This is a genomic window from Massilibacteroides sp., from assembly GCF_028705895.1.
Lineage (GTDB): Bacteria > Bacteroidota > Bacteroidia > Bacteroidales > Tannerellaceae > Massilibacteroides.
On sequence record NZ_JAQWCQ010000017.1, the window covers coordinates 21,672 to 44,190 of the forward strand.

Annotated in this window: 20 protein-coding genes; 11 read left to right on the forward strand and 9 right to left on the reverse strand. The window is 39.6% G+C overall.

Translation table 11 applies throughout. The features are described 5' to 3' along the window. Positions 1 to 153 precede the first annotated feature (153 nt). The 4 genes from PHT93_RS06205 to ftsY all read right to left on the reverse strand — a co-directional run bounded on the left by PHT93_RS06205 (position 154) and on the right by ftsY (position 3,834). Positions 154 to 1,212 (reverse strand): HU family DNA-binding protein, encoded by a 1,059-nt coding sequence (locus PHT93_RS06205; protein ID WP_300240763.1) that lies wholly within the window; start codon positions 1,210 to 1,212, stop codon positions 154 to 156. Further along, positions 1,209 to 1,496 carry an HU family DNA-binding protein gene (locus PHT93_RS06210; protein ID WP_300240764.1) on the reverse strand — a complete coding sequence of 96 codons (288 nt, stop codon included), beginning with the start codon at positions 1,494 to 1,496 and terminating at the stop codon, positions 1,209 to 1,211. Before PHT93_RS06210 ends, PHT93_RS06205 begins: the two co-directional genes overlap by 4 nt. Positions 1,497 to 1,575: 79 nt before the next feature. After that, positions 1,576 to 2,871: a 30S ribosomal protein S12 methylthiotransferase RimO gene (rimO, locus tag PHT93_RS06215; RefSeq protein ID WP_300240765.1), complete on the reverse strand. Its 1,296-nt coding sequence runs from the start codon at positions 2,869 to 2,871 to the stop codon at positions 1,576 to 1,578. 9 nt (positions 2,872 to 2,880) lie between these two features. Next, positions 2,881 to 3,834: a signal recognition particle-docking protein FtsY gene (gene ftsY / locus PHT93_RS06220; protein ID WP_300240766.1), complete on the reverse strand. Its 954-nt coding sequence runs from the start codon at positions 3,832 to 3,834 to the stop codon at positions 2,881 to 2,883. A 312-nt stretch (positions 3,835 to 4,146) separates the two neighbouring features. On the opposite strand from ftsY, the gene PHT93_RS06225 reads away from it, so the two are divergent. Next, positions 4,147 to 4,332: a hypothetical protein gene (locus PHT93_RS06225; RefSeq protein WP_300239239.1), complete on the forward strand. Its 186-nt coding sequence runs from the start codon at positions 4,147 to 4,149 to the stop codon at positions 4,330 to 4,332. Positions 4,333 to 5,186: 854 nt separating this feature from the next. On the opposite strand, the gene PHT93_RS06230 is transcribed toward PHT93_RS06225, so the two are convergent. After that, positions 5,187 to 6,452, reverse strand: coding sequence for an acetylxylan esterase (locus PHT93_RS06230; protein ID WP_300240767.1), 1,266 nt, complete (start codon positions 6,450 to 6,452; stop codon positions 5,187 to 5,189). Positions 6,453 to 6,472: 20 nt separating this feature from the next. Beyond that, positions 6,473 to 7,228 carry a 3-deoxy-manno-octulosonate cytidylyltransferase gene (gene kdsB, locus PHT93_RS06235; RefSeq protein ID WP_300240819.1) on the reverse strand — a complete coding sequence of 252 codons (756 nt, stop codon included), beginning with the start codon at positions 7,226 to 7,228 and terminating at the stop codon, positions 6,473 to 6,475. Between the two features lie 91 nt (positions 7,229 to 7,319). Here kdsB and PHT93_RS06240 point away from each other — a divergent pair, with 91 nt between their 5' ends. Further along, positions 7,320 to 7,952 carry an ATP-binding protein gene (locus PHT93_RS06240; protein ID WP_300240768.1) on the forward strand — a complete coding sequence of 211 codons (633 nt, stop codon included), beginning with the start codon at positions 7,320 to 7,322 and terminating at the stop codon, positions 7,950 to 7,952. Here the strand turns inward: PHT93_RS06240 and PHT93_RS06245 are convergent. After that, on the reverse strand, positions 7,934 to 9,310 hold the full coding sequence (locus tag PHT93_RS06245) for an NfeD family protein (RefSeq protein WP_300240821.1): 1,377 nt from the start codon (positions 9,308 to 9,310) through the stop codon (positions 7,934 to 7,936). The genes PHT93_RS06240 and PHT93_RS06245 overlap by 19 nt on opposite strands. Positions 9,311 to 9,578: 268 nt before the next feature. On the opposite strand from PHT93_RS06245, the gene PHT93_RS06250 reads away from it, so the two are divergent. The 9 genes from PHT93_RS06250 (at position 9,579) to galE (ending at position 18,075) form a co-directional block, all read left to right on the forward strand. After that, positions 9,579 to 10,088, forward strand: coding sequence for an RNA polymerase sigma factor (locus PHT93_RS06250; RefSeq protein ID WP_300240769.1), 510 nt, complete (start codon positions 9,579 to 9,581; stop codon positions 10,086 to 10,088). Between the two features lie 388 nt (positions 10,089 to 10,476). Next, the gene (locus PHT93_RS06255) at positions 10,477 to 12,033 is read left to right on the forward strand and encodes a DUF3078 domain-containing protein (protein WP_300240772.1); all 1,557 of its coding nucleotides are present in this window, start codon (positions 10,477 to 10,479) and stop codon (positions 12,031 to 12,033) included. Positions 12,034 to 12,131: 98 nt separating this feature from the next. After that, entirely contained in the window at positions 12,132 to 12,548 is a 417-nt protein-coding gene (locus PHT93_RS06260; RefSeq protein WP_300240774.1) for a SoxR reducing system RseC family protein, read from the forward strand. A 7-nt stretch (positions 12,549 to 12,555) separates the two neighbouring features. Next, positions 12,556 to 13,452: a Fe-S cluster domain-containing protein gene (locus PHT93_RS06265; RefSeq protein WP_300240776.1), complete on the forward strand. Its 897-nt coding sequence runs from the start codon at positions 12,556 to 12,558 to the stop codon at positions 13,450 to 13,452. 28 nt (positions 13,453 to 13,480) lie between these two features. Beyond that, a complete protein-coding gene (gene rsxC / locus PHT93_RS06270; protein ID WP_300240778.1) occupies positions 13,481 to 14,812 on the forward strand; it encodes an electron transport complex subunit RsxC in 1,332 nt (443 codons plus the stop codon). A gap of 13 nt (positions 14,813 to 14,825) precedes the next feature. Continuing rightward, positions 14,826 to 15,785 (forward strand): RnfABCDGE type electron transport complex subunit D, encoded by a 960-nt coding sequence (locus PHT93_RS06275; RefSeq protein ID WP_300240781.1) that lies wholly within the window; start codon positions 14,826 to 14,828, stop codon positions 15,783 to 15,785. A 1-nt stretch (position 15,786) separates the two neighbouring features. Beyond that, complete coding sequence (locus PHT93_RS06280) at positions 15,787 to 16,410, forward strand: RnfABCDGE type electron transport complex subunit G (protein WP_300240783.1); 624 nt, start codon at positions 15,787 to 15,789, stop codon at positions 16,408 to 16,410. A 36-nt stretch (positions 16,411 to 16,446) separates the two neighbouring features. Beyond that, positions 16,447 to 17,019: an electron transport complex subunit RsxA gene (rsxA, locus tag PHT93_RS06285; RefSeq protein WP_300240785.1), complete on the forward strand. Its 573-nt coding sequence runs from the start codon at positions 16,447 to 16,449 to the stop codon at positions 17,017 to 17,019. A 21-nt stretch (positions 17,020 to 17,040) separates the two neighbouring features. Beyond that, the gene (gene galE, locus PHT93_RS06290; protein ID WP_300240787.1) at positions 17,041 to 18,075 is read left to right on the forward strand and encodes a UDP-glucose 4-epimerase GalE; all 1,035 of its coding nucleotides are present in this window, start codon (positions 17,041 to 17,043) and stop codon (positions 18,073 to 18,075) included. A 76-nt stretch (positions 18,076 to 18,151) separates the two neighbouring features. Here galE and PHT93_RS06295 read toward each other — a convergent pair whose 3' ends face one another. Both PHT93_RS06295 and PHT93_RS06300 read right to left on the reverse strand, forming a co-directional pair. Continuing rightward, complete coding sequence (locus PHT93_RS06295) at positions 18,152 to 19,438, reverse strand: TolC family protein (protein ID WP_300240790.1); 1,287 nt, start codon at positions 19,436 to 19,438, stop codon at positions 18,152 to 18,154. Positions 19,439 to 19,442: 4 nt separating this feature from the next. After that, positions 19,443 to 22,517 (reverse strand): CusA/CzcA family heavy metal efflux RND transporter, encoded by a 3,075-nt coding sequence (locus tag PHT93_RS06300; RefSeq protein ID WP_300240792.1) that lies wholly within the window; start codon positions 22,515 to 22,517, stop codon positions 19,443 to 19,445. Positions 22,518 to 22,519 lie beyond the last annotated feature (2 nt).

The window sequence follows — 22,519 nt, forward strand, 5'->3', positions numbered from 1 at the left end:
TATTCTTTTTACTTCAAAAACGACTATTATTCTATCAATAATTACGAATGCACAAAATTAGAAATGTTAAATTCGTATCCTCAACTTTTGCAGTTAAATAATACTAACTAACATACCGCTGTTTTTTACTATTTTTCAAAAAAACAGACTATTTTAAAACTTTGAATTAAGCTCAGATTGTAACGCTTTTGCCTTCTTTATCGATTCCGGATTTTTCGCATCAATATTATATAAACTCGCATCCGGAATAATTAATTCTGTTCCTATTTGAATATTATTAGGATTCTGTATAATCGCTTTATTATATTCATAAATATATACCCAAAAAACTTTATGACCATAATACTTCTGAGCGATCAGGGTTAACCGCGTATCAGGTACAATTTTGACTTTAATTATCTCTTTTGTTTGAGATTCATTAACTTTTGGTAAGACAGCTTCTTCTGAGAGAGATTCCGGCTGATCTTCTTCTGACAACGCTTTCTCTTCTACAGAATCCGGTAAAATCTCCGGCTCAGGAGTAACCGTTTGCTTTCGGGCATCTATGACTATCGCCTTTTCTTCAAGATAAGCAGGAGTCCGATTCATATAATATAGGTAAATTCCACCGCCAAGACAAACCAACACAAACAAACTGATAAATATAGCTGTACCACTTCGTTTGGATCGTTCATGATGCTTGCGGGAGTTATGTGATCTTCTACTATGATGAGTCTCTTTGGAAAGTTTTTCTTTTTGCAATGCAACAATAGGTGCAGCTATTTCTTCTGGTTCTTCAGAGCTTTGCTGCGGGAGTTCCTTTTCCTCCTCATTCACAACTTCTTTCACTTCTTCTATCTCTTCTTCGGAATCTTCCGCATCTTCACTTTTTATTTCAGAGAACGTAACACCGTCGTTCAGTTCTGTCGTTTCAAATGAAGCAAAAGGCTTATTAACCTGTTCTTTTAATTCTTTATCAGGGGTAAACGTAAATTTAGAATGAGCCGGAATCACAAACCGCTCGCCGGTATTTACATGAACGCTCTCTCTTTCGTCAACCTGGATAATCTTAAAAGTACCCAATCCCTTTACCTTCACTATGCGTTCTTCCAACAACGCATCTGAAATAACAGAGATCAATTCTCGTACAAACAGTTCAGTAGTTTTTTTATCCTTACCTGTATATTCTGCAAGCAGGGTAGCCAAATCTGATATATTTAACCGTTCGTTCATTCTGCATCAAGTTCTTTTAATCTGTTCTTGAGTGTAGTTCCCGGCTTAAATACGGGGACTAATTTGGGAGGAACCAAGTAGCGTTTACCATTCACCGGATTTACCGAAACACGCTCGGCACGTTTTTTTACTTCAAACAAGCCCAAGGATTGGAGGTAAATTGTATCATTATCAACGAGTTTTGAACTTACAACATCAGACAACGCCGACAACAAGGCTTCCGTATCCTGTGCGGAAGAATTAAGTTTACCGGATAATTTAGTTACCAACTCTTTGTTATTCACAATCTTACTCGTTTAAAATCAATGGCGATATTAATGATTTTTTCAGACATAAACAAATCTGAAAGCGAAAAACCGGTGATTAAACCGGTTTTCCATATAAATCGAATGCTTCGGCACGTTCGATTTTAATTTTATAGAAACCTCCGATTTTCAGCGGTTTAGTCTTTTCAATCAGAACTTCAGGATCAACCTCTGGTGAATCGAATTGCGTGCGACCGATATAAAAGTCCTCGTCTTCACGATCAACAACAACTTCGAGTTCCTGTCCGGTCTTTGATTCATTGATTTCCGCGGATATACCTTCCTGTATGCGCATCAGGTAGTCTAAACGATCTTGCTTTACTTCCTGCGGTATATCATCCCTATAGTTCTTATATGCATATGTTCCCGTTTCATGACTATAGGCAAAAGCCCCCATACGTTCAAAGCGTATTTTACGGGTAAAATCAATCAATTCTTCAAAATCCTGCTCTGTTTCTCCGGGATGCCCCACCATTAAGGTGGTCCGTAAATGAATACCGGGTACCTCATCGCGCATACGCTGCAATAAGTCATACGTCTCAGCCTTCGTTATATTGCGACGCATCAGTTTAAGCATCGGATCACTGATATGTTGTAACGCAATATCTAAGTACTTACAGATAGTATCTCTTTCACGCATTACGCGCAACAAGTCATAAGGAAAATGTGCCGGATAGGCATAATGTAAACGGATCCATTTCACACCCTGTATATCGGAAATCCTCTCCAATAATTCGGGTAAAGCCATCCGTTTATACTTATCCAAACCATAATAAGTCAGATCTTGCGCTATCACCTGAAATTCCCGGACACCTTGTGCAACCAAATTTCTTACCTCCTCCTCAATCTCTTCTATCGGGCGCGATTTATAACGCCCTGTAATAATGGGAATCGAGCAATAAGAGCAGGTACGGTCACAACCTTCCGAAATTTTCAAATAGCCATAATGCGACGGAGTAGTCAGAATACGTTCCGAAGCTAATTCCTTATTATAAGATTTTCCTAAGTCCGTTATCAGTTCTTTCCAGTTGAATTTACCATAAAAACGATTCACTTCAGGCAACTCTTTTTTCATCTCCGTCAGGAATCGTTCGGAAAGACATCCCATAACATAAAGTTCCCCTATTCTGCCTTTCTTCTTTGCTTCGCCAAGTTCCAGAATCATATTTATTGATTCTTCCTGCGCATCTCCGATAAAGCCACAGGTATTTACAACCACTATTTCGCCATTAACCTTGTCCGGATCATGCGAAACATTATAGCCATTTGCCTGAAACTGGCGCATAAGCTGTTCGGAATCCACCAGATTTTTCGAACAACCCAGTGTAATTATATCTACTTTATTTTTTCTCATGTTTACTGATTACTCACCGAATAAGGAATTTACAAATTCTTTCTTATTAAAGACTTGCAAATCCTCCATGCCTTCACCAAGTCCTATATATTTGACAGGAATACGGAATTGGTCTGATATACCGATCACCACACCCCCTTTTGCCGTTCCGTCCAATTTAGTAACAGCAAGGGCATTCACCTCTGTTGCAGCCGTAAATTGTTTTGCCTGTTCAAATGCATTTTGTCCTGTTGAACCATCTAAAACCAACAATATTTCATGCGGTGCATCAGGAACTACTTTTTTCATGACGTTCTTTATCTTCGTCAATTCGTTCATCAGGTTTATCTTATTATGCAAACGGCCGGCCGTATCAATAATAACCACATCCGCCTTATTAGCAACTGCTGAACTCAAAGTATCAAAAGCAACCGACGCGGGATCAGCACCCATTTTTTGTTTAACAACCGGCACATCTACCCGTTCTCCCCAGATAACAAGCTGTTCAACCGCAGCCGCACGGAAAGTATCTGCCGCACCGAGATAAACCCGATGTCCGGCTTTTTTGAACTGAAAGGCTAATTTCCCGATTGTAGTAGTCTTGCCGACTCCATTTACGCCAACCACCATAATTACATACGGTTTCTTATCCTCCGGCAAAACAAAACCTTCAGCATCTTCTGTATTATTTTCTGTCAGAAGCGATGCTATTTCGTCACGTAAAATAGAAGTTAATTCCTGCGTGTTTACATATTTATCTTTTTCGGCACGTTTTTCAATCCTGGAAATTATCTTTAATGTAGTCTCCACGCCTACATCCGAAGTAATCAAAACTTCCTCCAGATCATCCAGTACATCATCATCGACCTTGCTTTTTCCTGCAATAGCTCTGGTTAATTTTGAAAAAACACTTTCTTTTGTTTTGGATAATCCCTTATCTAACGTTTCTTTTTTTTCTTTACTGAAAAAACTGAAAATTCCCATATTAATGCTGCTTATTTTACCTATTTAACGAATTTGAGGCGCTAAGTTACACGATTTTATCAATACAACCATATGAATTGGCATCTGTTTCTATTTTTAATCAATCTTGTTAATCTCAACCACTAACAGAACAATTATGGATAACAGGTCCATAAAACAGATTAAATATATACTAATATATGCCCTTAAATTGGCCATTATTTTAGTTACTGAATTTCAACACAAAAATAGCCACAAAAATATAAAGGATATTTTTTCAATTATATCCTTTATATTTTTTTATTTATTCTATTGACTCAAATTTTAGCTTTTTTGGATCAGGCAAAATATCCGGTTGTTATGGTAATCACCCATCGTGATACGTCTATACTGCAAACTGGCATTTTAGAGGCCAATGTCATCAACTCAAACTTCTTGCTCCACTTTAGTCTTACTATTCATCGAATAATTCCGGCTGAAAGCCGAGTATATATCAGCCCAACACAACGTGTTGGGTAATAGGACACCCTTCCTTTGCGGCCTGAAAGGACAGTATAAACCTACCCTAACATCTGCTATGTTGCCCCTTCAGGGCGCGAGACTCGTTCTACATCCTTCCCAACGCGTTGCGTTGGGCTATAATATAGCAGGCTTTCAGCCTTAAAACCAAACTGTATAGCTTAAGTTGATGACATTGGTTTAGAGATTACGCTGAGCAGAGGCTTCCAATAAAATCAATCCCGTTCATATTGTTGATTTACAATATATTAAAATCAATCGAATAGTTTTGATTTTTTGTGTTTTATTTTGACAAATAGATACTTTTTTCGTCCTTTTACTTACGCGTAAAAAAATATCTATTCTTGTTTTTTGATTTATGGCATCGTTTTAGACCAATAAATATTGTATTTAGACTAAAATAGCCCGTTTTTTACCGAAAATATAAAGGTTATTTTCTGAAAAATATCCTTTATCTTCAAAAAAAGAATAGAGTCTTTTTCCAAAAAGAATAGGGAGATTTTATCCATTGCCTTTTTTTGTTCAATTTTGATAATTCAAAAAAAACGGACATGCCGTATCGCGCGTTTTAAGTGCGGTTTTTCGGTGTTTGTTTTTCGGGTACATATATTGTCATTTTATTTAACAAAGCGCGTTAAAACAACGCTGTTGAAGCCGACGACAATTTGTCTAAAAAAGACAAATTTTGCTATTATTTTGTTTTTTCATTTCACTTTTTTATATTCGCTGTCCACGATTTGTTTTAACCTATCGAGGTAATCCCATTAAAAACGACATAATCCAAGTGTAATAACGACCGGGGTTTCGGACTGATCCGCTTTTTGCCAAGCTTTTGAACCGGCATGAAATATACTCTAATTTAACTCCGCCAAGTGTTTCTGAGCAAAACGAATATAATTCTGCCAATCAATATCCATCACATCGTGTTTTCCGGGACGAATATGGTAGCCGATATTATTCATGATGGGTTGGTTTACCGCCGGCATTTCTGTCACCCCTAATCCTTTTAAGCCATAAAGTTCATAAACTGAAGCTGCATGTACGCCGGAAAGGAACTCCCCTTTCGGATCAGCCCAGCGATCTTCCTGTGCACTGGCTATATAAACCGGACGTGGAGCAATAAGCGCAATCAGTTCATGTTGGTCAAACGGAAGCATATCTTCATTGTCCGCGTATTGTTCGGCCGTTTTACACAACCAATGAGGAAAAGAATTAGTCATAATCCGAAATGTTTCTCCGTATCTGCGTTTCGACAAAGCAGCCCCACCGCATCCGGAGTTATTAGAAATGACAATGGCAAAACGTTTATCTTGGGCTCCTGACCACAATGTAGCTTTTCCTTGTCGCGAATGTCCCATTACTACTACCTGTTTTTCATTCACGCGATCGTCTTTTTCTAAACAATCCATAATACGGCTTAACCCCCATGCCCATCCACCTAATGCCTGCCAGGCATCCGGACGACCGTTCGTTTGTTCGTAATCATCGAACAGAGCTAATACACTTTTATCTTTCAGCGCGTTATCATCGGGATAGATATCATGATAGCACATCGTAGCCAATCCGAATCCGGCGTCAAGAATCATCTCTATTGGCCATCGGCTTTGCTGATATCCGCGCTCCATGCTCTTGTCATCCGGACTTTTAACGAACTTCAGGCCGGGAGAGACAAGAATATCTTCATCAGCATCAATACTTTGATTTCCCATGAAATTGTACGAAAGGAACACGGGAACTTTCCCCTTAATGGCATTCGGAGTATAAAGGATCAGCATGGCTTCAATCTCTTTTCCGTTCTTTTTAAAACAAAAACGGATCTGTTTACAGCTTGCCTTGCCTTGAAACGCATTTTTCTTTTCACTGACAATCTGATATTCCACAGGTATATCTTCCTTTGGGGTTATCCCATACATTTGCGAAGAAAACATATTGAGGAGTTCGGGACGACGGGTAGTTTCCCACTGCCGGACAGAAGTTACACGTTGACCGTTCTCACAAATAAGCGGATCAGGCAACGTATAAACCGGAACTTTCGATTCATCATAGTTTTCACCTCTCGATTGCGCCCGGACACCTCCGGTTAGGAGAAGAAGAGAAACAAGAAAGAGTAGTTTTTTCATATGGGTATTTTTAATTTGTTTTATTCCCGACCATTCAGAAAAGCAAGCGCTTTCTGCATATCTTCCGGTGTATCTATGCCGATAGTTTCCTGATGCGTAATTCCGGCCTTGAGACAATAGCCGTTTTCCAACCAACGAAGCTGTTCTAAACTTTCTGTTAATTCCAACGAAGATTGGGGTAACTGAGTAATTTCGCGCAGCACGTTTGCCCGGTAGGCATACAAACCGATATGTTTGTAGTAAGTATGATTACGCAGCCATTCGGTATGTTCTTTCCCTCGCATATAAGGAATTACCGAGCGACTGAAATACATTGCTTCGTTATTCTTATTCAAAACAACCTTAGGAGAATTAGGGTTAAACAATGTAGTTTCAAAATCGCCTTCAGCATCAAAGGGTTTTACCAAAGTGGCAATATCGACTTTATCATCAGCAAAACAGGCTTTCAACGTTTCGATCTGAGAGGGATGAATAAAAGGTTCGTCGCCCTGAATATTGACAATAACGTCAAATTCCGTACCGACCTTGGTATAAGCTTCATAGCAACGATCTGTCCCGCTTTTATGGTCAGGCGAAGTCATAACAACTTGTCCTCCGAAGGATTTCACCACAGCTTCGATACGTTCATCGTCTGTTGCCACACAGACTGTATCCAATACATTTTCTACTTGTTCATAGACGCGTTGTATCATCGTCTTGCCATTCATATCCGCCAAAGGCTTACCCGGAAAGCGTGTAGATGCATAACGGGCAGGGATTATTCCAATAAACCTTATCTCTTTCATCTGTGTTATTGTAACAGTAATAATTGAAGTATTGCCAAAGTTAGCTATTTATTTTAATTTTGTCCGCGTAATTATCTTCAACATGAAGAAGCATCCTATTGAAATATTGATAGAGCAAGGTGAGCACCAACAACTTGATTTTAAGTTTGAGGTAAGTGACAGTAAAAAGATAGCCCGAACCTTGAGTGCATTCGCCAATACGGACGGAGGACGTTTGCTGATTGGAGTAAAAGACAATGGTGTAATCGCAGGCGTGCGAAGTGAAGAAGAATATTATATGATTGAAGCAGCGTCCCACTTGTACACTAAACCGGAAGTTAAATTCACTGCCCGGAAATGGGAAATAAACGGTAAAACAGTACTTGAGGTCTATATTCCTCCCGCAGAAGGAGTCCCTTATCTCGCACCCGACAAACAAGATGAATACAAAGCATACATTCGTGTAAAGGATGAAAACATTCTGGCAAATGAGGTGTTGGTATTAGCTTGGGAGAAGCGAAAACAAACGAATGGGACATTACTGAAATTAACCAAACCGGTTGAACGGCTTTTCCATTACCTCGACAATCATCCGCACATTAGTACAAACCAATTTTGCCGCATAGGAAGGATTAATTACTATACGGCAAAAAACATACTCAGTGATTTATTAGCTATAAACAGTCTGCAATATGTCGTTATCGACAAGCGGATTGCCTATCGACGAATTGCCTGAACATAAACCTGAGCATTTTCAAAACGAATAACTTTTACAGGTGTTCCTTTTTCTATAAAATCCTGCATGGATACACCATCATAGATTTCACCATCAATCAACACTTTTCCCGATGGGCGTAGCACTGTCGATGCTATCCCTTCTTTTCCGATAAGATTGGTCAATGCAGGTGTAGAGACAGACTCTTCCAGATCGGTGATCAATGCGACTTTACGAAACATCCCCCGATTCCCTATACGGCTGGACAACCAGATCATCAAAACGAAACCAACTCCAAGTCCCATCAAAACGGTTAATGAAGCCCTCCCCGCTTCCGCTGAAGTAACATGCTCAAAATTGAAGTTCGTATTACTTAACAAGGCCATTGTCAAACCTCCGATGATAAAGACAATCCCGGTTATACCGGCTACACCAAAGCCGGGAATAACAAATATCTCAACCAGCATGAGAAGTATTCCGATCACAAACAAAATTATTTCCCAATTAGCCGCTAATCCTTCTATATAAAGCGGAGCAAAATACAAAATAGCAGCAATAATAGATGCAACTGAGGGAAAACCAATCCCCGGTGTTTGCATTTCAAAATAAATACCACCAAGAATAATGATAATAAGCAATGATTGAGCTACGGGATTCATCAGAAAGCCTTTCACATTGTCTATCCATGAAGGTTCGTAACTCTTTATTTCATAAGAATCATATCCCATATATTTTGTTATTACCTCATCAACCGACTCGGCAATCCCGTCACAGTATCCCCAGAGAACAGCCTCCTCAGCAGTAAATGTCAACACTTTGCCGCTATCCGACAAATTCGGCACAACCGTTCGTTCGTCCACCATAGCCTCCGCAATCAAAGGATCACGCTTCCACTTATAAATTGTATCTCCTCCCTGAATGATCGTATCCTTGCCATGTGCTTCTGCTGTAGATCGTATCATTGAACGCATATACGATTGATATTTATCCGGCATTGCTTCACCTGTCTGACTCACAACAGTAGCCGCACCGATATTAGCTCCTTTCCGCATATAAATATTCTTAGCTGCAATAGAAATCAAAGCTCCGGCAGAAGCGGCATTATTATCTATAAACACAGAAACAGGAATAGGGCTATACAGAATAGCCGTACGCATAGAGTCGGCAGTATCCACTAAGCCACCATACGTATTCATATGAATCAGGACTGCATCTGCCCCTAATAATTGAGCTTCGGATAGTCCTTTTGAGAGATAAATTCGCGTTCTGTTATCAATTTGATTCTTAATATCAATCTTGTATATAATAGATTTCTCTACAGCCAAGGATTGATGCGGGTTAAGGAATAGAATAAGCCCAAAAGCAAGAAAAGCGAGCATCTTTCTTAAAAAACTAACACACAACAAATTAGCATTGCATTGACAAAAATAATCGTAAGATAGATAGTTTTTATCAGTAACAAATCGAAATCCACTTAACTCTTTAATAATCATATAGTATGTGAATAAAATTGAAATAAAAACTTAGGCTATGGATTCATGCATATAAATTTGTTATTCTCAATTGAATTTAGTATGTTTGTGATACTAACAATTTAGGTAAACAACTTTTATTTGTAGAGGTTAAACCATTTAACAAATTACGGACATGAATACGCTGCAATTTCAGAAAAAATTATTGGGCATGCAAGAAAACATGATGAATTTTGCTTTAATGCTCACTGCTAACAAAGATGACGCAAAAGATTTACTCCAAGATACAACTTTAAAGGTATTAGATAATCAGGAAAAATTTGTTGACAATGTCAATTTTAAAGGTTGGGTGTTAACGGTTATGCGTAATATCTTTATCAATAACTACCATAAGCTTGTGCGCACGCAGACAATTGTAGATCAGAGTGTTGATTTATACAATTTGGATGTAATCAATGACTCGGGTTTTAATTCACCGGACGGAAGTTATCAGATTCAGGAAATCACAAAGTCAATCAATGACCTGAATGATGATTTGAGAATACCATTCTCTATGTTCCTGAGCGGATATAAATACAATGAAATAGCCGAAAAACTGAACGTACCTCTTGGCACGGTTAAAAGTAGAATTTTCTTTGCCCGTCAGGAGCTGCAAAAGTCATTAAAAAGCTTTCGTAGTGAATAAGTTAAGATAGCAGAATCAGTAATTAATTAGTTAATAATAGTTTGGCTCCGGTTTTTTCCGGAGCTATTTTTATGCTTTAAGAGCCTGTTTAAATTTTTATTCGTGGCTTATTTCGTTTTATTTTTTGTTTAGTTGTATATCCGCATGAATGAGCATAGCGGGCTATGTAATTGAATGCGGAGATGCAGATAAGCAAAAAAGAAGACGAAAGAAGACCGAAACAAGCCCTCAAGAAATATCCTATAAAAATTTAAACAGGCTCTAAATAGGCAAAACTCTTTTTTATCATGAATTAACAAGTACTTTCAAAAGAGGAAGCATGGTAAATACTACATTTTTATCTATTTTTGCAATAAACATATAGAGATACAAAAGTAAAAAAATAGTCATGAAGGTAAAAAAGCTCTGTTGGGGACTCCTATTCGTATTAGTGCTGATATCATCCCTGCATGCTAAAGAGCAGAATATAAACACTCTAAATAGCGTATTGATCGTAAACTCCTACGACAAGACAAACAATATTGACAGCCTTGATTATTTAACGGTTGACAGTGTAGAGCTAAATAAAATAACAGATATCAGATCTATATTTGAAAAACAGAATGCAACGTATAGTACTCCAAAAGCTCTTGGAGAAAATCTTTTGCGTTTTTTAAAGAAAGATGAACTTCAGATTTCAAATGAAGCCATGTATTGGGCACGCTTGATAAGAGATGCTTCTTACTATGTTGATGAACATCAAACATTCAAAGACACGATTATTGTTGATCCCATCTTCTTGCCGATCGTATTTAAGGGGCATCCTTTCACGAAAAAGGAACTGACATTCTATTCTATGGATTTTACAAACCCTAAATTCAAAAGACCGGATTTATACACGCCCGCACCCATATTCAAGGATTATATCGATAAGAAAAAGAGTGAAGAGATAGCTCTACGCTTCGTAGAGGAAAAACATCCGTCATATATACATTATACGGAAAGAGATATGCCCAGCGAACTCGTAAAGGCCTCAGTTATCAAACGGGATACATATGAAAATATACAATTGAAAGTAGAGAATGACGCGGATTTCAGCGATGTTACGCCCGTAAAGTTTATTCCCGAAAGACGTTATTGGACTTCAGGCTTTGAAAGTGCTGTGCAGTTTTCTCAGAATTATATTTCCAAAAACTGGCATAAAGGAGGAAGCAGCAACCTGAATCTTTATACAAAAAATGTGTTAAGCTACAATTATACTAAAGACAAAGTAAATATCACAAATCAGGTTGAATACAGAACAAGTATCTATACGGCTCCAAAAGACACTATTCACGCTTACAAAGTAGGTGATGATGTACTCCGTTTGAGTAACAACATTGGGTATAAGGCTTTCAATAAGTGGAGCTACACATTCGATACCGAAATCAAAACGCAGGTGTTTCAGAACTATAAAGAAAACACCGAACAGAAACAAGCGGCTCTTTTAGCACCTGTCACAGCGACATTCGGTATTGGTATGAAGTACGACCTGACTAAGCAGTTCAAACAAAAACACAAAAAATTAGTTATGGCAGTAAACTTAGCACCGTTAAGTCTTACCTATATGTATAGTACCCTTAAAGACCCTGAGGAGATAGACCTCGGCCGACATGGTTTTGAGTTAGATACTACAACTAATTTATACAAAAATTCATTTACCCGTTTAGGATCAAGCATCAACTCGAGTCTTACTTTTAACTTTAACAGAAACGTTACCTGGCAGTCAAGATTAAACTATTTTACGTCATACGACAATGTCAAAATGGAATTTGAAAACACGTTAACGATGGCAATTAGTCGCTTTTTCTCTACCCGCATATATCTTAATGTACGATATGATGACACTGCGACTACCAAAGACACAGATTTCAGCTATTTCCAGGTTAATGAACTGTTGAGTTTCGGGTTTAATTATAAATGGTAAGAAGTACATTATATTGATGTAATAAACTTTGTTAATCGTACTTATTCTCCCAAATATTACGTACTTTTGCCGTGTTTTGCTATGTGGAGTTTACAAATATGGACGATACAATACATCACACAGGAATTATCGAACGCATAGACCGTGACAAGGTATATGTGAAAATTATTCAGCAGTCGGCTTGTGCGGGATGCCATGCAAAATCCATGTGCAACGCATCGGAAAGCAAAGACCGTCTTGTCGAAATCGATGGCATATTCAATTCCTTTCAGGTAAATGAAGTGGTTGATTTATACGGCCGAAGTTCTTTGGGATATTTGGCCGTTTTATATGCATTTGTCCTCCCTCTTATTATTTTATTAGCGGTAGTTATTTTTTGCTTAGAATCTAATCGGAGTGAAGCTGTCAGCGCTTTGGCAGGTCTTGCGGTTTTACCCGTTTATTATAGTGTGTTATACTTTTTTAAAGACAAGTTAAAAAAACGATTTGTTTTTGCCATGAGAAAACTTAATTGATTATACTATGATTTTAATCGCCATTATTTCGTTAGGAGGAATCGGCGCTGCCGGCGCTGCTCTTCTTTACGCTACATCTAAAAAGTTCGAGGTTTACGAAGACCCCAGGGTTTCGCAGGTACAGGAGGTACTTCCTGCTGCGAATTGCGGAGGTTGCGGATTTGCAGGATGTGCCGGATTTGCGGCAGCTTGTGTTAAGGCTGATAACTTAGATAACCTGAACTGTCCTGTAGGAGGAGCTTCAGTAATGGAAAAAGTATCGGCTATTTTAGGAAAAGAGGCATTGAAAACAGAACCAACTGTTGCCGTTGTTCGCTGCAACGGAGATTGTGATGCTCGTCCTCAGTTAAATCAATACGACGGAGTATCTAACTGCGCTATTGCTGCCGCCTTATATGGAGGAGAAACCGGTTGTTCTTTCGGATGTCTCGGAATGGGAGACTGTGAAGCGTCTTGTAATTTTGATGCTATACATATTAACCCAGTCACCAGATTACCGGAAGTTATAGAAGATAAATGTACTTCTTGCGGAGCTTGTGTCAAAGCTTGCCCTAAAAATATTATCGAGCTTAGAAAAAAGGGGCCAAAATCGCGGCGTATATATGTTAGCTGTGTAAATCAGGATAAAGGTGGAGTGGCACGTAAGGCATGCACCAATGCTTGTATAGGTTGCAGCAAATGTGAAAAGGAATGTGCATTCGATGCAATAAAAGTAGAAAACAATCTGGCCTATATTGATCCTGTTAAATGTCGCCTCTGCCGCAAATGTGTTGTTGTATGTCCAACAATGGCTATTCACGAACTTAATTTTCCTCCACGCAAGGAGAAAGAAGCAGATTCTACTGTAAAGCCACAAAAAATACAACCAGAAACGGCAGCAACAGTAACGCCGGAAAACAAATAAAAAACAATACAAAATAAAATCTAATAGTATGCTTAGGACATTTAGAATCGGAGGTATCCACCCACCCGAAAACAAATTGTCTGCCGGGAAAAAGATAGTCCGACTTGCTGTTCCAAAACAGGTAATTATACCTTTAAGCCAACATATCGGAGCGCCCGCACAGGCAATTGTAAAAAAAGGGGATATGGTGAAGACAGGTACCCTGATCGCCAAACCCGGAGGTTTTGTATCAGCCAATATACACTCTTCCGTTTCGGGTAAAATAAACAAGATAGACTCTGCCATTGATGCAAGCGGATATAAACGAACCGCCATATTTATTGATGTTGATGGAGATGAATGGGAGGACGCAATTGACAGAAGTGACAACCTGATCAAAGACTGTAAATTATCCGGTAAAGAAATTATAGACAAAATAGCTGCTGCAGGAATTGTTGGTTTAGGGGGAGCAACTTTCCCTACTCAGATTAAATTAACCCCTCCTCCGGGAAATAAAGCAGAAATACTAATCATAAACGCCGTAGAGTGTGAACCGTATCTGACTTCCGATCACATTTTAATGATGGAAAAGGGAGAAGAAGTTTTAATTGGTGTCACCTTATTAATGAAAGCTATTGATGTAAAGAGAGCGGTTATAGGGATTGAGAACAATAAACCGGACGCTATTAAGCATCTTACGAATTTAGCCTCTGCATATCCTGGCATTGAAATTATGCCGCTAAAGGTTCAGTATCCTCAGGGAGGCGAAAAGCAACTGATTGACGCCGTAATTCGCAAGCAGGTAAAAAGTGGTGCATTGCCTATCTCTGCGGGTGCAGTTGTACAAAACGTAGGAACATCTTTTGCTGTATATGAGGCTGTGCAAAAAAACAAACCGCTGATTGAGCGTGTGGTAACCGTAACCGGAAAGAAACTTACCAACCCCACTAATTTATTAACTCGTATAGGAACTCCTATTAATGCCTTGATCGAAGAAGCCGGCGGAGTACCTGAAAATACAGGAAAGATAATCGGAGGAGGCCCGATGATGGGGAAAGCATTAGTTAGCCCTGACGTTCCGGTCACTAAAGGAAGTTCGGGAATCTTGCTCCTCACAAAAGAAGAATCTGTCCGCAAACCGATGCAGAATTGTATCCGTTGTGCCAAATGTGTGAATGTATGTCCAATGGGGTTAAACCCAACCCTATTAATGAATGCTACGGAATTCACAAACTGGGATATGGCTGAAGCAAACTATATTGTGGACTGTATTGAGTGCGGTTCATGTAGTTATACCTGTCCCGCTAATCGTCCGTTGCTGGATTATATACGTTTGGGAAAAGGAAAAGTAATGGGTATCATTCGTGCCAGAAAGGCGTAATTAAGGATTTGTTATGGAAAATAAAATAATTATATCTCCTTCGCCGCATATTCACAGTGGCGATAGTGTCAGTAAGAATATGTATGGCGTACTGATAGCCCTTATGCCGGCTCTATTGGTATCGTTATATTATTTCGGATTAGGTTCATTGATTGTAACACTTGTTTCTGTTGCTGCTTGTGTACTGTTCGAATACTTGATTCAGAAGTTTTTCTTCAAACAACCAGCTACAATTACAGATGGTTCGGCAATATTAACAGGCCTATTACTCGCGTTTAATTTACCCTCTAACCTGCCGGTCTGGATTATTCTGATTGGTGCGTTAGCCGCTATAGGTATTGGCAAAATGTCTTTTGGAGGATTAGGAAACAACATCTTCAATCCGGCATTAGTGGGACGCGTATTTTTACTGATTTCGTTTCCGGCGCAGATGACAACCTGGCCGGTTCCGGGAACATTTCCGATGTCTTATATGGATGGACAAACGGGTGCAACAGTTCTTTCATTAATGAATGAAGGGGTAACACAGTTGCCAACTTACACAGACATGTTATTAGGGAATATGGGAGGAAGTCTTGGTGAAGTGAGTGCTATCGCTTTAGTGCTCGGATTAATATTTTTGCTTGTACGCAAAATAATTACCTGGCATATACCAATTTCTATTATTCTGACCTCTTTTATATTTACAGGCATTATGCATTTAGTCAATCCCGCAGAATATGCTCACCCGATAATTCATATTCTTTCCGGAGGTTTGCTTTTAGGTGCAATCTTCATGGCAACAGATTATGTTACTTCACCAATGAGTAAAAGCGGTATGCTTGTTTTCGGTATAGGAATAGGCCTCTTAACCTCGTTAATTCGTTTGTTTGGCGCTTATCCCGAAGGAATGTCGTTCGCAATACTTATTATGAATGCACTAACTCCGTTAATCAACCTATATTTCAAACCTAAACATTTCGGAGGAAAATAATATGGCAAAGTTAAAATCAACACTACCAAATATGTTTTTGTCATTGACCCTGATTTGTATCATAACCAGTGGGCTATTAGCAACAACTTATAAATACACAGCAGGACCTATAGCCGAAACTGAAGCGAAAGCTTTAGAGACAGCAATCAAAGATGTTTCTCCTGAATTTGATAACAATCCGGTTTCCGAATCATTTAAAGTAGAAACTCCCGATGGGTATGAGCTTCTGATCTATCCAGCTCAGAAAGACGGTAAAATGGTGGGAGCTGCGGTTGAAAGTAGTTCTAAAAACGGATTCAGTGGTTTAATCAGGATTATTGTAGGTTTTGACAACGAAGGAAAAATCCTTAATTATTCGGTTTTACAACATGCGGAAACGCCAGGACTTGGAGCTAAAATGAACGAATGGTTCAGAACTGAAAAGAATAACCAATGTATTATAGGCCGATCTCTTTCAAAAGGAAGCCTTTCGGTAAGCAAAGACGGAGGAGATGTTGATGCGATTACCGCGTCAACTATTACGAGTCGTGCTTTTCTTGAAGCTGTGAACAGAGCCTACAATGCTTATATTGGTCTGGATGCAGCAACAGGCGCTACTTCTCAGAGTGATGAGGATAAGAATTAATAGAAACCAATGTACAACAATTAATAACGAGAATTTATGGAATACGTATTAATGTTTATAGCGGCAGTGTTTGTCAACAACGTAGTATTGACTCAATTTTTAGGTATTTGTCCGTTTTTAGGAGTATCCAAAAAGATTGACACCGCAATTGGAATGGGACTTGCAGTTGTTTTTGTCCTTACAGTATCAACGTTGTTTACTTTTTTAATGCAGAACTACCTGCTGAATCCCTTAGGGTTAGGCTTTATGCAAACAGTAAGCTATATTTTAGTTATAGCTTCCTTAGTGCAACTTGTAGAAATTATCTTGAAAAAGGTCTCTCCGGCTTTATATCAGGCTTTAGGAGTATTTCTTCCTTTGATAACGACCAACTGCTGTATCCTTGGAGTAGCCATATTGGTTATTCAGAAAGAATTTAATTTATTACAATCTATTGTATATGCAATCTCTACAGCGATAGGATTTGCCTTAGCTTTAGTTATCTTTGCAGGCATCAGGGAACAATTAGCCATGACGCGTATTCCGGATGGAATGAAAGGCACCCCTATTGCCCTTATAACTGCAGGTTTATTAGCTATGGCTTTCATGGGTTTTTCTGGTATCGTATAAAAACACTAAAATCTAATTAAGATGAAGAAGAAAATATTAGTTACCGGAGGAACAGGATATATCGGTTCGCACACGGTAGTAGAGTTACAAAATGCAGGTTACGATGTCGTGATCATTGATAATCTCTCCAATTCTAATGTAGAAGTGCTTGACGGGATTGAAAAAATATCCGGTATCCGTCCTTACTTTAAGGAGTTGGATTGTAATGACAAAGAAGGACTTAAAGCGCTAATCAAGGAACATTCCGGAATCAAGGGGATTATTCACTTTGCCGCAAGCAAAGCTGTAGGTGAATCTGTTCACAAACCCCTACTCTATTACAGAAACAATATTGTAACCCTGATCAATTTGCTGGAGTTGATGCCTGAAGCAGGTATCGAAGGAATAGTATTCTCTTCATCTTGTACGGTATATGGACAACCGGACATACTTCCTGTTACAGAAGATGCCCCGATCAAACCGGCTTTGTCTCCTTATGGAAACACGAAACAGATCAATGAAGAAATTATCCGTGATACGATATATGCGGGTGTTCCTTTCAAGAGTATTATTCTTCGTTATTTCAACCCGATTGGTGCACATCCCAGTGCAGAGATCGGAGAATTGCCAAACGGAGTTCCTCAGAATCTTATCCCGTACCTGACACAAACAGCCATGGGCATTCGTAAAGAACTGAGTGTATTCGGAGATGATTACGATACGCCTGACGGCTCTTGCATACGAGACTATATCAATGTTGTTGATCTTGCCAAAGCTCATGTTATTGCAATGGATCGTATGTTGGAAAATAAATCAGACGAAAAACTCGAAATCTTTAACTTAGGAACAGGTCGTGGAGTGAGTGTACTCGAGCTTATCTCTGAATTTGAAAAAGGAACAGGCGTAAAAGTTCCTCACAAAATTGTAGGACGCCGCGAAGGAGATATCGAAAAGGTATGGGCAAATCCGGAACATGCCAACAAGGTGCTGGGTTGGACAGCTAAAGAAAGCGTTGAAGACACGCTTGTTACTGCCTGGAACTGGCAAAAACGTCTTCGTGAACGCGGAATTCAATAATTAAGCGTATAATAAAAAATATCCGTGTGCTCTTTACTTATCAAAGAGTCCACGGATATTTTTTTTGTTCTTACTATCAATTTTCTTCTGTGGAGTCAATACGTATATCCCATATACCGGAGGCACGTTCCAACTCAACCAAGGTAGTAGCACAGTCGAAAAGAGTTTCATTATAGCTGACTAATATCTCATTATAAGTTCTTTGTGCATTCAGCACTTCAAGTATGCTGCTCTCACCACGTTCATAGCTGTACACCTGTTTATGAAAAATCGTTTCCGCTTCATGTAAGAGCCCTGAGTTGAACTGTTCCATCTTACGGCATGCGGTAGTGTATTTATTATACGCCTGCATTACTTCGGAAGTAATCTGTAACTCTACCCCTTCGTACTGACTTTTACTTTGAGCGGCAGCAAATTCAGCAGCACGCAACTCGCCTTTGTTTGTATTCGACAGCTTCAACGGAATACTAAATCCGACAGAAAAGCCTTTAAACGCAGGTGCAGGTGCTATTTCATTCTTGACAATGGAGGAATAAGTTCCCCCAAGACTAATCCCAACATCAATAGCCCTGTTTGCTTTAGCCAATCGTAAATTATTATGTGATAACTCTCTTGATTTTAGTGCCACCTGCAAATCTGCGCGGTTATTTTGTGCGGCGGTTATCAGAGAGGCTAAATCGAACACTCTTTTATAATCATTCAAATCTCCCGCAATAGAATCCGACAATTCGATGTTTTTATCTCCCTGAAATAAAGCTAATTGAAGAAGAACTTCTTTAAGATCGTTTTCACTCGTATAAACATCGTTCAGCATAGTAGCAGCTTCCAACTTTGATTGACGGGCATCAATTTCTTTTATCTCGCCTACACTCAGACGTACACTGTCTGCTTGTGCTAACATAAACATTTGCCGATAGGATTCTTTTTGTATTTCATAAAGCCGGTTTTGTTTTACCGCGGCCAAATAGGCAATCGTAGCATCAGCCCGTAAGTTTCGAAAATAATCTTCCAACAAAGCATCGGTCATTTCTTTCTCACTTTTTGCCACATTTATTCTGGCTTTACGCTTACCTCCTAATTCCAACGTATAGTTTAATTCCGCATCAACGCCGTATCCCATTTGTAAATCCCAGTTCTGATTATTAGCATAACTCACGGATAATTCAGGGTCAGGAAATACCTTCGCGGCTTTCACATTTGCTTCAGCAATATCAACATTATATTTTTCAACCAAATAGTCGATATTAGACTGCTTAACGTTATTCAGATAGTCGTTAAATGTCAACACTCGTTTTTCCTGCGCATGACCTGTAGTAATTATAACACAGAAAAAACAGATCAGTATTTCTTTTATATATTTCATCGGATTATTCATTTTTCAGATTTCTTCTTTCCAACATATAGTAGAGAGTTGGCAGTACATAAAGCGTCAGGATAGTTCCGCACAAGAGTCCGTAAACGATAACCGTAGCCAACGGACGTTGTATGTCGGATCCGATTCCGGTAGATATGGAAGCGGGCAACAATCCTAATACAGCCACCGTAGCAGTCATCATTACAGGACGCAAACGATGTGATGCTCCGGAAAGGACGGCTTCTTTCAGATTCAAACCACGTGCACGCAAATTATTGATATGCGAAATCATGATAACACCATTCTGTATGAAAACGCCAAAAAGAGCGATAAACCCGACTGCAGACGATACGTTGAAGGTCATCCCTCGTAAAACTAACGCAAGCATTCCTCCGAAAACAGCCAATGGCAGCATTCCAATAAGTAATCCGGCCTGACGGAATTTGCCAAAACTAAAAAACAACAAGAGAAACATAACCGCCAACGTTATAGGAACAACCACAGCGAGTCGCCCAAAAGCCCGGTGTTGATTCTCCAACTGTCCGGCCCAATGAAACTGGAATTTAGAATGATCGTATTCTACCTGTTTTTCAATTTTTGAACGAGCTTCGCTTACAAACGATGTTAAATCCCTTCCACGCAAATTCAACTGAACGGTACTAAAGCGCTGATTTTTCTCACGCGAAATCATACTCGCTCCTGTTGTCATCTTTACTTGGGCTACGGCTGAAAGGGGAATCATCGCCCCCGAGCCGGATGTTAGCAATAAAGCTCCTATCTTTTCCGGAGTATCGCGCGACAGATCATTGTAACGACAGATTACATCATAAACACGACTGTCGATGAACACCTGAGAGACTGCTTTACCTCCGATCGCTACCTCTATCAATTCTGCAACATCTGCAACATTCAGACCATATTGAGCAATTTTGTCACGATCAGCCACAATCTGTAACTGAGGAAGAAAAGGTTCTTCTGCAATACTTACATCTGCAGACCCTTCTACATTCTCTACAACCGTCACCACTTCTTCAGCAATGCGGCGGCTCTCTGTCAGATCTTCGCCGTATATTTTTATCGCTAAATCACTATGTGCTCCTGCAATCTGATCCATAACCATATCAATGATAGGCTGAGAAAAACCAACATTATAACCCGGCATGGTAGCTATCAGTTTTGCCATATCTGCAACTAAGTCTTCTTTTCTGCGTCCGTCTTTCCATGTATTATAGGGTTTCAGACCTATCATAACTTCTGTATGCGAGAAAGAGAAAGGACATCCGCCTTCATCGTCACGCCCAGTTTGCGTCATTACATAGGTGACCTCATCAAAATTCATAAGTTTATCCCTTAATACGGTTGCCATCTCGGACGATTTTTCAAGTGAGATTCCCGGAGGAAATTGTACTTGCAACCAAACGCTTCCTTCGTCAAGCGGAGGTAGAAAATCTTTCCCCACATAAGCAGAAAGTACGACAACTGCCACCAGAACCGCAACAATCGGAGCAATAATCTTTTTGGGCGCGGCAATCAACTTTTCCGTCTGTCTTTTATACATATCGGTCAAACGTTCCAGCCAGCGATTATGGTAAACCTTTTGTGGTTTGCGGTAAATAACAAATGCCAGACCTGGAATCAGAATCAAAGCGGAAGCTAAAGCACCCAGCAACGCAAAACTCAAAGTAAATGCCATCGGAGTAAACAGTTTCTGTTCTACTCTGTCAAAGGCAAACAAAGGCATATATGCAATGATGATGATTAACGTTGCAAAAAAGACCGGTTTTGCAACCTCTGCTGCCCGTTTGGCAATATTTGACTCATCCAGCGGAGCATCAGGATCATTCTCACGCTTCTTCAAAATCGTTTCCATCATAACGATGGTGCCGTCAACTATGATCCCGAAATCTATTGCGCCGAGAGATAGCAGGTTGGCAGGAATATCAGTCAACCACATCAGAATAAAGGCAATCAATAAAGACACAGGAATAGTAATCGTAGCCAGCAAAGCCCCTCTTGGGCTGCCGAGGAAGATAATCAGCACTCCGACAACTAATAAGATACCAAATGAGAGGGTATGCGAAATCGTATTTAACGTGGCATCGACCAATTCGGTTCTGTCATAAAAAGAATGTATTTTTACTCCTTCCGGAAGACCGTTTTCGTTTAATTCAGCAATCGTTTTATTTATCTCTTCAAGAACCCGGGAGGGATTTTCATAACGTAACAACTGTACCATCCCTTCTACCCCATCGGTATAATCCACCTCATCATCTACATAACCAAATATACCTTTCCGTTCCAGATTTCCATACTTCAACTCGCCCAAATCCTTTATATAAACAGGAGCTCCACCAACTGTCTTGACCACGATATTGCCCAAATCCTGCAAATCACGCACAAGCCCGAGTCCACGCACTACATAACTCAGATCGCCGCGGATAATCGTACTACCACCTGCATTCGAGTTGTTATTCTCTATGGATTCTGTTACTTCTTGTAGTGAAATATTATACTTTGACAGTTTATTGGGGTCTATTTCTATCTGAAATTGAGTTGTAATACCTCCGAAATTCGACACGTCGGCAATTCCATGAATCTGCCTCAATCGTGGAATAATCACCCAATGGTTAAGGTCTGTCAATTCACGAAGATTTTTACTACCGGTAATAATATAACGGAATATTTCACCCGTAGGAGATGTCAACGGATCCAATCCGGGCTTAGCATCAAAAGGAAGTTCTACATCATTTATCCGCTCCAATACGCGCTGTCTCGCCCAATAATCATCAACGCCATCTTCAAAAACCAGTGTAATTTTTGAGATACCGAAGAAGTTTTTACTTCGCATAATCTTCAAGCCCGGAATGCCATTCAGCTCCCGTTCAAGGGGAATCGTGATCTGTTGTTCAATTTCGGCAACAGCAAGTCCCGGAACCTGTGTTGCAACACCAACCGTTACGTCGGCAATATCCGGATAAGCATCTATAGCAAGTTGCTTCCAAGCATAAATACCAATACCTGAGAGTAACACAAATATGGTCAACATCAACCAACGACGCCGGATCAAGGTGGTCATTAATTTCTCCATCG